10 protein-coding genes are annotated in these 12,442 nt (G+C 44.5%); 2 read left to right on the plus strand and 8 right to left on the minus strand.

The window, feature by feature from the left end:
- Nucleotides 1–86 precede the first annotated feature (86 nt).
- Entirely contained in the window at nucleotides 87–968 is an 882-nt protein-coding gene (locus VGD82_RS10500) for a carbon-nitrogen hydrolase family protein (RefSeq protein WP_331020339.1), read from the minus strand.
- 58 nt (nucleotides 969–1,026) lie between these two features.
- A complete protein-coding gene (locus tag VGD82_RS10505) occupies nucleotides 1,027–4,953 on the minus strand; it encodes a YhdP family protein (RefSeq protein ID WP_331020340.1) in 3,927 nt (1,308 codons plus the stop codon).
- Between the two features lie 284 nt (nucleotides 4,954–5,237).
- Here VGD82_RS10505 and abc-f point away from each other — a divergent pair, with 284 nt between their 5' ends.
- Both abc-f and VGD82_RS10515 read left to right on the plus strand, forming a co-directional pair.
- On the plus strand, nucleotides 5,238–7,142 hold the full coding sequence (gene abc-f / locus VGD82_RS10510; RefSeq protein WP_331020341.1) for a ribosomal protection-like ABC-F family protein: 1,905 nt from the start codon (nucleotides 5,238–5,240) through the stop codon (nucleotides 7,140–7,142).
- Between the two features lie 38 nt (nucleotides 7,143–7,180).
- Nucleotides 7,181–7,744, plus strand: a complete 564-nt coding sequence (locus tag VGD82_RS10515) for a hypothetical protein (protein ID WP_331020342.1) — start codon at nucleotides 7,181–7,183, stop codon at nucleotides 7,742–7,744.
- A 58-nt stretch (nucleotides 7,745–7,802) separates the two neighbouring features.
- Here the strand turns inward: VGD82_RS10515 and VGD82_RS10520 are convergent, their stop codons facing one another.
- The 6 genes from VGD82_RS10520 to VGD82_RS10545 all read right to left on the minus strand — a co-directional run bounded on the left by VGD82_RS10520 (nucleotide 7,803) and on the right by VGD82_RS10545 (nucleotide 12,388).
- The gene (locus tag VGD82_RS10520; RefSeq protein WP_331020343.1) at nucleotides 7,803–8,363 is read right to left on the minus strand and encodes a hypothetical protein; all 561 of its coding nucleotides are present in this window, start codon (nucleotides 8,361–8,363) and stop codon (nucleotides 7,803–7,805) included.
- A gap of 191 nt (nucleotides 8,364–8,554) precedes the next feature.
- Complete coding sequence (locus VGD82_RS10525) at nucleotides 8,555–8,956, minus strand: YchJ family protein (RefSeq protein WP_331020344.1); 402 nt, start codon at nucleotides 8,954–8,956, stop codon at nucleotides 8,555–8,557.
- Nucleotides 8,957–9,084: 128 nt separating this feature from the next.
- Entirely contained in the window at nucleotides 9,085–10,659 is a 1,575-nt protein-coding gene (locus VGD82_RS10530) for a peptide chain release factor 3 (protein ID WP_331020345.1), read from the minus strand.
- Nucleotides 10,660–10,805: 146 nt separating this feature from the next.
- Nucleotides 10,806–11,255, minus strand: a complete 450-nt coding sequence (locus VGD82_RS10535; protein ID WP_331020346.1) for a CBS domain-containing protein — start codon at nucleotides 11,253–11,255, stop codon at nucleotides 10,806–10,808.
- Nucleotides 11,256–11,287: 32 nt separating this feature from the next.
- Nucleotides 11,288–11,734 carry a universal stress protein gene (locus tag VGD82_RS10540; RefSeq protein ID WP_331020347.1) on the minus strand — a complete coding sequence of 149 codons (447 nt, stop codon included), beginning with the start codon at nucleotides 11,732–11,734 and terminating at the stop codon, nucleotides 11,288–11,290.
- A gap of 57 nt (nucleotides 11,735–11,791) precedes the next feature.
- Nucleotides 11,792–12,388 carry a nitroreductase family protein gene (locus tag VGD82_RS10545; protein WP_331020348.1) on the minus strand — a complete coding sequence of 199 codons (597 nt, stop codon included), beginning with the start codon at nucleotides 12,386–12,388 and terminating at the stop codon, nucleotides 11,792–11,794.
- Between the last annotated feature and the right edge of the window lie 54 nt (nucleotides 12,389–12,442).

Genomic DNA, 12,442 nt, shown 5'->3' on the forward strand with positions numbered 1-12,442 from the left:
TGCACAGGTTTGGTTGTTTCTATAATTAGCGCTGCGTTGCAAACTCTATGTATTTGCAACGCAGCGGGTAAGTTTGATGCTTAAAGCTATTGTTGTCCGACAACCTTAATGGTGCGATGTTTCAGTGCAGGTAAACTTTTTCTTAAACTCTCTTGATAGGTTGGGTTCATGGTTGCCATGACCACGCCTGAACCACGCGGTAATCTATCCAGCACTACGCCCCATGGGTCTACAATCATGCTGTTACCGTGGGTTTCACGGCCAGATATATGGTAGCCACCTTGTGCTGGCGCAATGACATAGCTTAAGTTTTCAATGGCGCGTGCGCGGATTAAGCTTTCCCAGTGGGCTTTGCCTGTTGTGTCGGTAAACGCAGAGGGCACCACAATAATATTCACTTCGCCCATGGCTCTGTATAGCTCAGGGAAGCGTAGGTCGTAACAAATTGATAAGCCAATTTTGCCAAATGGGCTATCAATCACTTTGACCGTATCGCCGGCTTCAATCGTTTTTTCTTCAGTGTAATGCTCATTGCCTAGCTTCAGGCCAAACAGATGGATTTTATCGTAACGTGCAACTTGCTTGCCTTTGTCGTCAAACACTAAACAGCTATTACGTACTTTATTAGGCACGTTGCTAACTAAAGGCACAGAGCCGCCAATCAGCCAGATTTTATGTTTTTTTGCAGTTTTGCTTAAAAAGTCTTGAATCGGGCCTTTGCCTTCTTCTTCACGCGCGGTGACTTTGTCAGACTCTTTCAAACCCATGATGGCAAAATACTCAGGCAGTGCAATTAATTTGGCGCCTTGGTTAGCGGCAATTTCAATTAGGCGCTCGGCCTCGCTCAGGTTTGCACTGACATGAGGCCCAGATGCCATTTGAATCGCTGCCATTTTGATAATGCCTTTGGCGGTATTTTGACTGCTGAGTTTTGCTTTTGTAGTTGTAACGCGAGAGGTGATAGCCATGTAATATCCAAATAGTTTTAAATTCTTTTTAAAGCCGATGCGTTGACTTGTTTATTAACTAATTAATGAGCGGGTTGTCCTGACTCTTTTTCGACTCATCTTCAGACTTCACTTCCTGTGGGTTATCCCAAGTGCCAATGATTTCGTAATCAGTCGATGCAATTTTATTTAAAGGGTCTTTTAACACCTTTTGGGCTAAAAATGCGACTGCCCCTACTAATGGCCCACCAGCCAATGCAGCAAGCGAAATGCTATCACTAATTCTTGGCGAAACGTTAACAAAAAGATGCTGTGTCTCTTTGGGGATATTGATTTCACCTTTAATGCGCACATCTGCGGCTGGGCCTGCCATTTTAAAGTTATCGCTGCGCATCATACCTTGGTCAATTTTAACGGTTGCATTGATTTTGTCAAAAGCAAAGCCATTGCTAAACAGGTCTCTAAAATCTAATGTCAGGCGCCGCGGTAAACTTTGCAGGCTAAGCAAGCCTAGTAGTCGACCTACGCCTGGTTGCACTTGTAAAATCTGGCCTTTACGCACATCAAACTTCAGTTCGCCGCTTAAGCGCGTGGTATCAAATTGGTGTGGGCTGCCAGGCCAGCGTAGCTGTCCAGTAAGTTTGCCTTCACCTTCCATAATTGTTTCTGGATAGCCAAGTCGCGCTAGCGTTTGACCCAAGTCTTTAATGTCCCAGCGTACATTAAGAGAGGTGTTGGCGTTTCTTACCCAGTTATTCCATTGTCCTTCTGCATTAATTGTGCCTTCTGGTGTACTGAACTTGATTTTTTGAATATCCCAGTTGTCATTCTCAGGGTAAGCAATGAACTCTAAACTACCCAGATTCTTTTTCTGGAATACAAAATTATCCGCTGTAATGTCTAGCGCAGGGTAATCTTGCTCTAACTTGGTAAATTGTTTTAAGTTTTTGTTATCCGTCGCGCTGCTGGCGGCAGATAGCTGGTCTGGTGCCGTTTCTGGGATAGTAAGGTTGCTTAATCGCGCAATTAACTTACCATTTTTATGGTCTATCCACTGTAAGTTGCCAGTAATTTCTTTGCTTTGCAGCGTGATGCGTAGATTATCCTCGTTATTTAGCTCGGTAATATTTACCTGATTAAGACGTCGATTGAAAATATCGAGTGCTTTAATCGTGACGGCCACTTTTTGAATTGGCAGCTTCATTGTTTGGCTAGATGAATTTGCAAGACTCTTCGCAACATAACGCCATGCATCTGCGTTCAGGTAATCTAAGTTACCGCTTAAAGCAATGCCCGCCGGTTTGCCAGAGTCGTTGCTTACGGTAGGTTCCACTTTAATATCGCCGCCCAGTTGGATATTGGCATTATTCAGCTCAAACTTGCCATCTTTTAAAATGCTGGTGATTTTTGCACCGGCTTTATTACCAATATTAACGAAGGTATAGCTGGTGTTGGTGTCTATTTTTTTATCTACACGTAAGCTGAGCGGTTGGTTAGCATTTTTATCAAACGGTGCAGGTAAGGCTGAGGCAATACCGACTAAGTCCGAGCGTATGCCTATGCTGACGCGTGGCTTCTGAATCAAAATATCACCTAACCACTCAGTGCCTCCGCTGATGTAGTCATTCGCTTTTGCCAATGAGTTGTCTGTAAGCATCTGTTTTACGCTACTCTCGCTTAGCTTGCCTCTTACCTGTACGCGTACGGACTTATCCTTACCTGAGCTTAAGTTAAATGCAAGCGGTGAGCCAAAGGCGTAGGCCTTAATGTTTTTAGCGCTAAGGCTAGCTTCAGTGAATTCCAGATTACCGTTAATTTGTGTCAGTGTCGGAATGTCTTCACTCTCCATTTTGCCGTTGGTAATTTGGTAAATGCCTTTGTATTTAGACGCATCTATATCCGCAAGCGGTATGCTTAAGCCTAAGCCAAATTTGCCGGTGCCGCTGGTTTTAAGTGTGTCGGTAAAGCCTTCAGTGAGGCTATGCACTGGGCTTTTATTTACAAAAACAATGCCTTCACTCACTGGGCCTTGTAGTTCGGATTGCACATTAAGAATAGGGTAGTCAGCATCCAGCTGTGCGATGGTGGTTTTACTCTTAATGATTTGGTTACCAAATATGTGCCCCGTATGTGCATTGAGCTCCATGCGGTTGCCTTCAAACAGCAGGTCCAAGCCTAGTTTCTCAATGACGGGCCAGTCTGTACCATACTCTAAAAGTGCATCACTTACTTTTGCAGTGACACGGAATATCCCCAGTTTCGGGTCTAGGTGGTTTTTACTATCTACAAACGGGAAGTCTGCCAATCTGCCTTTAACGGTGACATTAATATCGTTAGCCTTGCCTTCTAATATAGAGGTATCCAGCCAGTTGATCGTGGCCTCGCCCAGCATGTTTGGATAATAAAATTTGGCATATTTTGCATTGCCGTTATTGAACTTACCTTTTAAGTCTAGATAGCCACCTTTTTTACCGTCCATCAGGTAGCTTGCATTCAGTGTGCCTGACAAATGGGGGCTACTTATTGTTAATGCGTTAACGTCAATTTTGGTGTTGTTGGGGTTGATGTTCCATGTGACTTTCCCTTCCAGCGTATCTAGAGGGATAGGCCAGCGTAATGTGTCTTTTGCATCTATGTGCGCTTGTTCGCTATCCAGTAACAGTAATCCTGATTTTTGATTCGCCTTAAATTCACCGGATAAATTGCCAAAGCCCGGTATGTGTTGGTACGCGTTAGTGGTTAGGCGTTTAAACTTGGTCGTTACTTGGTAGCTTTGAGTGATATTGTTTTGTGCCTGCCACATCACGCTCAGGTCTGACAGCTCACCTTGCGGATTAATGGCGCTGATAGGTGCAATAATCTCCTCAGGTAAAGGCAGTTGTGACAAACTGGCTTGAATGTTAGCCAGACCAAAGTTAGGCACAGATAAATTAAAATCTTGTTTTCCTTCAACGGTTTGTGTGTAGTTGGCTTTAACGTCTTTCAGATTGAGGCCATTCATCGCGCTGGCGTTAAGTTCGCTTACGCTTAACGATTGACCAAATTTAGCTGAAGTACCAAATAGCTGGTTTTTGCTTAGATTTTTCCAAACGATATTGCCAGCAAGCTTATCTAGCACCAGCGGTGCTAGATGCGGCTTAGTTTGTAGCTGTATATTTGCTAATGCAACATGGCTATTGATGGATTGCACCTGATGATGTGAGAAATCAATGTCAACTTTGGTGCTGCCGATACCAGACTTAAGGTCAACTGGGTAATCAACCCAAGCTTTGTAAGCGGCTAGATCTGCGTTTTTGAGCTCTACATGTAAGTTGCCATGCCAGTTTTGCGTTTGACGGACATCGCTGCCATAAAAACTGCCAGTGACTTGCAGCGGGTAGCGGCTGCCAACAGATGGTAATGCGCTCACTGTGAAGCTATGATTTCTGACCAAACTTCTCCAGGGCGGGCTAAGCACTTCAACGTTCAGCTGGTTTAGGCTCAACTCTGGTGCGCGTTTAAGTTCGTCCAGCCACAGCACTTTGGCATTAGTGATGGCTAATTTATTCTGCCTTAATAACCAGTTGGTTAAGTCTGGATTAGATTCTCCAGCCATGCTGATGCCCGCTACAAATATTTCACCATTGGTAGTGCGGCGTACCGTGAGCTCTGGCTCGCGAATAATAAGCTCGGCTAAATGCGGCTCTAACAGCGGCACGCTAAGCCAAGATAAATGAACATCAACCGTTTTTAATTGTAGTGCGATGCGATTTTGTACGTCAAAAATATCAATGTTACTCAGCAGCAAGTGCGGATTGACTCCTTGCCAGTCAGCTTTGATATCGCCGATGGTGATTCTTTGCTTGGCAGATTTACTGGCGAAACCTGCGATTTCATCTTTATGCTGGCCGATATTGGGCATCAGCCAAAAATGAATCGTGAGTGCGATAGCCAGCACAATGACAGCTGAAATACCAACTAGCCAAAGTACTGCTCGATAAACCCAAAGTAGAGATTTTTTAACCATTGATTATGTGGGTTTTATTGTTAAATGTTTAGACCGCACATTTTACTTGAATATTGACAGTATTGATTGATATTCAAGGTGATGCAGTTGTAAAACTAGGTAAAACTATACAAATATGGCTTAAAAATAAAAGAGTGTTTAAGACTATGTGCGTTAATCATTTAGAATAACGGGTTTAGTCGGTTAGCGATTGTGAACAGTCACATTCTCACTGCCTTAAATGCATGCATTAAGCCAAACGCATGTCGATCCATTTGGCTCAATTTAATTCATATGGTTATCACTTGATTCAATTTAAACAACTTACATTAACACGCGGCCTTAAAATTTTAATTCAAGGCGCATCCATGCAGCTGCACCCCGGCCATAAAGTTGGTTTGACTGGTGCCAATGGCGCTGGTAAGTCTTCTTTATTTGCTATGCTACGTGGTGAAGTGCACCCGGAGCAGGGCGATTTAGAAATGCCTGCAAGCTGGGTAGTGGCGCATGTGGCCCAAGAAACCCCTGCATTAGCTATGCCTGCTATTGAGTTTGTTCTGGATGGCGATGTTGAGTTACGTGAAATTGAAACTGCTTTGGTTGCTGCAGAGGCAAATCATCAAGGCGAACTGATTGCAGAGTTGCATCAACGCCTGACCGATATAGAGGGTTACAGTGCAAAAGCGCGAGCCTCAGAGTTGCTAAATGGCTTGGGTTTTAGCCAAGCTGCGCTTCAGCAGCCAGTATCTACGTTTTCTGGCGGCTGGCGCGTGCGTTTGAACCTAGCGCGTGCATTGATGTGCCGCTCAGACTTGCTGTTGCTGGATGAGCCTACCAACCACTTGGATTTGGATGCGGTGATTTGGCTAGAGGGTTGGTTGCAGAGCTATCGTGGTACTTTATTGCTTATTTCTCACGATAGAGACTTTTTAGACGCAATTGTGAACCACATTGCGCATATTGAGCAGCAAACTCTGACTCTGTACCGTGGCGGTTACTCTGATTTTGAACGCCAACGTGCTGAGAAACTGGCATTGCAACAAGCGATGTTTGAGAAACAGCAACGTAAAGTTGCCCACTTGCAAAGCTATATTGACCGTTTCCGCGTGCAGGCCACTAAAGCACGTCAGGCACAAAGCCGTATCAAAGCGCTGGAACGCATGGAGATGATTTCCGCTGCGCATGTAGACTCACAATTTGGGTTTGAGTTTAGAGCGCCGATTGCTGCGCCAGACCCATTGCTGGTGCTGGATGGCATGAGTGTGGGTTATCACGATAAGCCTTTGATTAGCAATATTGAATTAGCCATCAGGCCGGGTGAGCGCATTGGTTTACTTGGTAAAAATGGTGCAGGTAAAACCACGCTGATTAAATTATTAGCGCATGAACTGGCACCGTTAAGCGGCAAGCGCGTAGAAGGCAAAGACCTGAATATTGGCTACTTTGCGCAGCATCAACTGGAGCAATTGCGACCGGATGATTCGCCGCTACAGCACATGATGAAGTTGGATCCACTCACGCGCGAGCAAGAGCACCTTAATTATTTAGGTGGCTTTGACTTTAAAGGCGATATGGCAAGGTCACCTTGTGCTAACTTTTCTGGCGGTGAAAAATCACGCCTAGCATTGGCATTGTTGATTTGGACTCGCCCAAACTTGCTGTTACTAGATGAACCGACCAACCATTTAGACCTTGAAATGCGCCATGCGCTCACGCTTGCCTTACAAGATTTTGAAGGTGGAGTGATACTGGTGTCGCATGATCGAGCGTTGTTACGCGCGACATGCGATGAGTTTGTGTTGGTGGCAGATGGTAAAGCTAGCCAGTTTGATGGTGATTTAGAAGATTACAGTCAATGGTTAAATGAGCAGCGTTTAAAAGAAAAACAAGCCACACAGGCGGTTGTCACTGATAAACCTAATAAAAATGACCGTGCACTGAACAAAGCGGAGCGCCAGGCCAGAATCGCAGCGCGCCGCCCATTGTTAAAAGAGCTTGAGCAAATTGAGCGCAATATGGCACAGTGGCAAACCGATAAAAAAGTGTGTGATGAGCAGTTGAATGATACCGAGCTCTACACTAGTGCTGATAAATCTGCTTTGCAAACACTGTTGAAAACGCAGGCGGCTTTAACTCAGCAGTTAGAAACCGCAGAAGAACGATGGTTGGTATTGCATGAGATGCTAGAAGCAATGCCAGCACTAGATTAATAGTAGTTTATTTTGTTTAAGATTAATAAGGACTCCAAATGGAAATGACGTATTCACAACGCTTAAAGCTGATGCATGCATTGTGCTTAGCGGCCACGCATCGCGATGACGAAGCCCCTAATACCAATTTAGATGAATACGATGCATTGAATGCAGCCGATTACTTGAGCTGTTATGTGACGTTTAAGGCGATTCAATCTGCTGACCGCTCACCTTTAGCTGAGCGTAGCGATAATTTTGATATGCTGAGCGTATATCAAGCATTTGCATTGCTTAGCTACGCGTTCTTTACAGCACCACTAGTGCAAGAGGATATAAAACCTGATTTCCCAACCGCGCAAATTACCATTGCGAAGACATTATTTGCAGGCTTGCCAGATGCTGAGTTGGTTGAGATTGTAGAATCGGGCCTCAATAAGTTTCAGTTAATTGCCGACGCAGAAGTAGAGCATTGGACGCAATTTAGAGAAAATGTTGATAAGTTGGTGATTGCATTAGTGGTGGCTGGTACAGACGATGATAGCCCACATGGTGTAGAAGACGTGCTACCAATTTTTGGTCAGTTGCTAAGTCAATTGTGCGAGGCGTTTGAAGGCGCTTAATCAATAGCTAAATCAGCGCCATATTTCATGGCATTTAATAGGCAGCGCGCCCCGGGCACTAATGTTGCGGTTGCGTACTGCTTGCACTATCGATGATATTACCTTCTAGGGTTTGGTGAATCTGCTCCATTAAAAAACTTGCAGACTCACGCCCAAGTTTGGATTCACGCATCGCCATATGCCAGCTTGAGATACATTGTCTTAAGCTGGTTTCATCCTCGCAGCTTTCAATTTTAGCTTTAATGCCGCGCCCCATCATACCGAGATAGTCATCGGTAGCTTCGATCAGTATGCTTTTTACTGTCGCTAGCTTTGTTGGGCAGATAGGCGTAGCTTGCTCTGTTGTTTCGAGTAAGGATATGGTGATTGGTGATGTATGTGAGGCGGCTGTGGCTTGCTGTGCTCGCTGTTCCTCCTGACCTAGCGGCCGTTGAATATAGCCTTCGGACTCCAGCTTTTTAATCGTGTCTAGCAGTTGGTCCTGCTTAAAAAACTTGTTCAGGTCATCCAGATTACGTACGCCATTCACCAGCAATAATACTTGGCGTTCGCGCACACTCAATGTGCGTTGATTGCTGGTAAACTCATTAAAACCACGCGTGGATTTTTCATACACCATGATGTTGATCTCATGTGAGCGCCGCCATAAAAATGCAATGGGGTAAGCGCGTAATGAGGTGCATCTTAGTGTGTGAATGTGAAGTTAAGGTGATGCTTTTATTTCATATTGATGACGATTGTGTGAATTAGAGTTGCTGTTTTTTAAGTTTAGCTAGGCGGCGTATCTAGGCTGGTAGATGTATGCGTTGATTACTGGTAATCACCATCAACATAAAACCAGCGATTATCAATCCGTTTAAAACGGCTGGTTTCCTGCAGTCTTTCGGCTTTTCCACCCAGATTGTTGGCATATTTGAAACGCGCCACAAATGCGACAACTGCATTGTCATCATCTATGATTTGATGCTGCTTCACTTTTAAGCCTAGCCATTTGATAGCCTCTTCACCCTCTAAATTCAGGTCTTGCGGCCGAGAATCCGGGTGCCATGTGCATAATAGATAATCTTTTAAATCAGGTTTGCTGTTTGCCAATGCATAAGCGCTGTAACGTGAGCGCATCAGTGCCTCTGCAGTGGGGGCGGGGGTGCCGAGATGATAAACCTCACAGCATAGCTGGTATGGATTACCGCTATCGCATGGGCATAGTGTCATGATGTTATGCTTTCGAATATAGTCTCAAGCCCACAGTGAAACGATGGATGAGATTATGTTTGCGCACCATCTCATCATGCTCAAATCTATTTTAGGCTGGTTTGGGACTAGAGTCAGCTAATTGAAAGTTAGGCAATTTCACGCGTTTCTAAGAATTCAATATCCGGATAACGCTCTTGTGCCATTTGCAGATTAACGCGGTTAGGTGCCAGATACACATAATCATCTGCACCATCTAATGCTACGTTGAAGCCGTATTTGTCTGCAATGGTTTTTAAATCTGCGTCAGATCCGCGTAACCAGCGTGCGGTGTAGCAGTCGTATGGTTCAAATACCATATCTACGCTGTATTCATGCTCTAAACGGTGTGCAACCACTTCAAACTGCAACATACCAACCGCACCTAAAATCAGGTCGTTTGAAAGCAGTGGGCGGAACAACTGTGCTGCACCTTCTTCTGCTAACTGCTTTAGGCCAATTTGCAGCTGCTTCATTTTCATCGGGTTTTTAATGCGTGCACGGCGGAAAAACTCAGGTGCAAATGATGGAATCCCAGTAAATTTAAGGTTTTCACCTTCACTAAAGGTATCGCCCAATTTCACTGTGCCGTGGTTAGGAATACCGATAATGTCACCAGAATAGGCTTCATCCATGGTGGTACGGTCTTGTGCCATAAAGGTGATGGCGTTGTTCACGCTTAGAGTTTTACCGGTAGCAACTTGCTTTACTTTCATGCCACGCTCAAAACGGCCAGAACACACACGCAAGAACGCGATGCGGTCACGGTGTTTCGGGTCCATATTCGCTTGAATTTTGAATACAAAGCCTGAAAACTTGCCTTCATTTGCCTCTACAGGGCGGCTTGCTGTGTTGCGAGATTGTGGCGGCGGAGATAAATCTACTACAGCATCCAGCAATGATTGCACACCAAAGTTGTTAATGGCAGAGCCAAAAAACACCGGTGTTTGTTTACCGTTTAGATAGCGCTCTTTATCAAACTCATGGGATGCACCACGTACCAACTCAATATCAATACGCAGTTCCTCGGCTTGCATGCCCAGTAGCTCATCAAGGCGTGGGTTATCTAGGCCTTTGATGGTTTCTGAGGTGCCTTTTTCTGCACGTGGGTCAAAGAACGAGATTTCATCGTTGTATAAATGGTATACACCGCGGAAAGTTTTACCCATGCCTATAGGCCAAGTCATTGGCGCACATTCCATGCCTAGTGTGGTTTCAATTTCATCCAGCAATTCAATTGGCGGGCGGCTTTCACGGTCTAGTTTGTTGATAAACGTGATGATAGGGGTGTCGCGCATACGGCACACGTTTAACAGTTTAATAGTTTGTGCTTCCACGCCGTTTACTGAGTCGATTACCATCACCGCAGAGTCTACTGCGGTTAGTGTCCGGTATGTATCTTCAGAAAAGTCATCATGGCCTGGGGTGTCCAGCAGGTTAATCATGTGTTCGCGGTAAGGGAACTGCATCACTGATGAAGTGACGGAAATACCGCGTTGCTTCTCAAGTTCCATCCAGTCTGATGTCGCATGACGTGCTGCCTTACGGCCACGTACTTCACCAGCGACCTGAATTGCGCCACCGAACCAAAGTAGTTTTTCGGTTAGTGTGGTTTTACCAGCATCGGGGTGAGAAATAATAGCAAAAGTACGGCGGCGGGAGATTTCGTCTTGAAGCGATGACATGTTTTAATGGGTTTGATTTTAAAAGCGCTATTTTACCTGAAATATGGCTTAACTCGTAAAAACGGATATTGGCTGAGCAGGCTTTGCTGTCAGCTGGTGACGCATGCTTTATATTTGAGATGACTAGATTAAAATCAACCTTGGCCTTAGCGTCTTGATGACGCCTCATTTTTAAGTTCGCGCGTCACCAGTTTAGTTAATGAGCCAATCTCGTTGGAGAGCAGTATTAATAAATCGTCCAGCGTTACAATGCCGGTAAGCATGCCATGTTCGTCCACAACAGGTAGTCTGCGGACACCTTTTGAGGTCATCAGTTTAATCGTTTCAAATATCCCAGCACTTTCTGTGACTACCGATAAATGCCTGACCATGATGTCACTCACCGTAATGACTTTACAATCCAGTTCAGTTGCTACAACTTCTATGACTAAATCCCGATCTGTGACGATGCCTAATGGTATAGTTTGCTCTTGATTCTCTTTGACAACCACAACATCGCCAACATGATGATTACGCATTAATTTTGCAGCTTCAAAAACGGTGGCATCAGCTCTAACTGTCACCACTTCTCGATTACAAATTGAGCTAATTGACATGATGGCTTCCTTTTTTATTGTTAAAGATTATTTTAACTATTCGTTTTAACCAAAAGCACTGGTACATGACTTTGTTTGACCACTGCATCGGCATCACTACCCATCATAAAGCGCGCAAACCCACGTAAGCCGTGCGTGCCCATGACTATTAAATCTGCGGGCCATTCTTCTGCTTGCTTAATAATCAGTGTTGAGACGCGATCACCTATGCTTTCTGCGATTTTAGTGTCGGCAGATACGCCAGATTGAAGCGCACCATCTTCAGCGGCTTTTAGTATCTTTTCACCTTGGCTACGTTGAATGTCAGCGAGATACAATACATTAAGGTCGCCATTGGCATCTAAAATGGGGAAATAGGTATCTACCACATGTAAGAACCTGAGCTTTGCATGATGGACTTTGGCAAGGTTAATCGCTTCCACCATGCCACAGTTTGAGGTGTTGCTTCCATCTATCGGGCAGAGAATTTGTTTGTACATTTTTATTCACAGCCTCTCCATTTGTATTGCTTATTGTATTGACTACATTTTATGCATTTAGTTGGTTTGAATATTTGCCAACACTCTAGGATGATTACGTGAGCTGCGTACTGGTGTATCTCCGGGGTAGCCGACAATAATTGGTGCAACTACTGTAAATTCACTAGAAATGCCTAGTTTGGTTTTGACCTCTGCTAAATTTAAAATAGGGGATGCGCAGCCAATAATGCATGTGCCTAAGCCCATGGCGCATGCTGCCAAAATTAGATTTTCAGCGGCTAACCAACAATCTGCTTCAGATGTAGTTAAGTTGCTGTTACTGCAAATTAAGATGAGTGTGCCTGCGTTATAGAAAATATTAAAATCCTGATTAATTAACTGCTCAAAAAACTTAAGAGATGGCTGTTGTTGATCGGACTCCTTACTGGTTAGCAACATCGATTTAGCTTGATCAGAGAGTTCTTTCAGTACTTTTTTATCTTGTATGATGACAAAGGCCCAAGGTTCTCCATGCATGGCTGTAGGCGCGCGTATAGCAGCTTCCAGTAGGCTTGGAATCGTCTCCTTATCTAGCTTTTGTGTTGTGTAACTGCGTACGGAGCGCCTAGCTAATATGGCTTCGTAAAGGCTCATTTCCACTTCGAGCACTGCCATTTTATATACTCCCCAATGATCACTCAGATATTCTTTGTAATAGCGTTGTTTTGA

This window comes from Methylotenera sp., assembly GCF_036401095.1.
In the GTDB taxonomy this organism is placed as follows: Bacteria; Pseudomonadota; Gammaproteobacteria; order Burkholderiales; family Methylophilaceae; genus Methylotenera.

What these genes read in the sequence shown, in the direction of transcription:
- VGD82_RS10520 (WP_331020343.1), bottom strand. Translation starts at nt 8,363, where the DNA reads ATGGTGTATGAAAAATCCACGCGTGGTTTTAATGAGTTTACCAGCAAT.
- VGD82_RS10535 (WP_331020346.1), bottom strand. Translation starts at nt 11,255, where the DNA reads ATGTCAATTAGCTCAATTTGTAATCGAGAAGTGGTGACAGTTAGAGCT.
- VGD82_RS10515 (WP_331020342.1), top strand. Translation starts at nt 7,181, where the DNA reads ATGGAAATGACGTATTCACAACGCTTAAAGCTGATGCATGCATTGTGC.
- VGD82_RS10505 (WP_331020340.1), bottom strand. Translation starts at nt 4,953, where the DNA reads ATGGTTAAAAAATCTCTACTTTGGGTTTATCGAGCAGTACTTTGGCTA.
- VGD82_RS10500 (WP_331020339.1), bottom strand. Translation starts at nt 968, where the DNA reads ATGGCTATCACCTCTCGCGTTACAACTACAAAAGCAAAACTCAGCAGT.
- VGD82_RS10530 (WP_331020345.1), bottom strand. Translation starts at nt 10,659, where the DNA reads ATGTCATCGCTTCAAGACGAAATCTCCCGCCGCCGTACTTTTGCTATT.
- VGD82_RS10525 (WP_331020344.1), bottom strand. Translation starts at nt 8,956, where the DNA reads ATGACACTATGCCCATGCGATAGCGGTAATCCATACCAGCTATGCTGT.
- VGD82_RS10540 (WP_331020347.1), bottom strand. Translation starts at nt 11,734, where the DNA reads ATGTACAAACAAATTCTCTGCCCGATAGATGGAAGCAACACCTCAAAC.
- VGD82_RS10545 (WP_331020348.1), bottom strand. Translation starts at nt 12,388, where the DNA reads ATGGCAGTGCTCGAAGTGGAAATGAGCCTTTACGAAGCCATATTAGCT.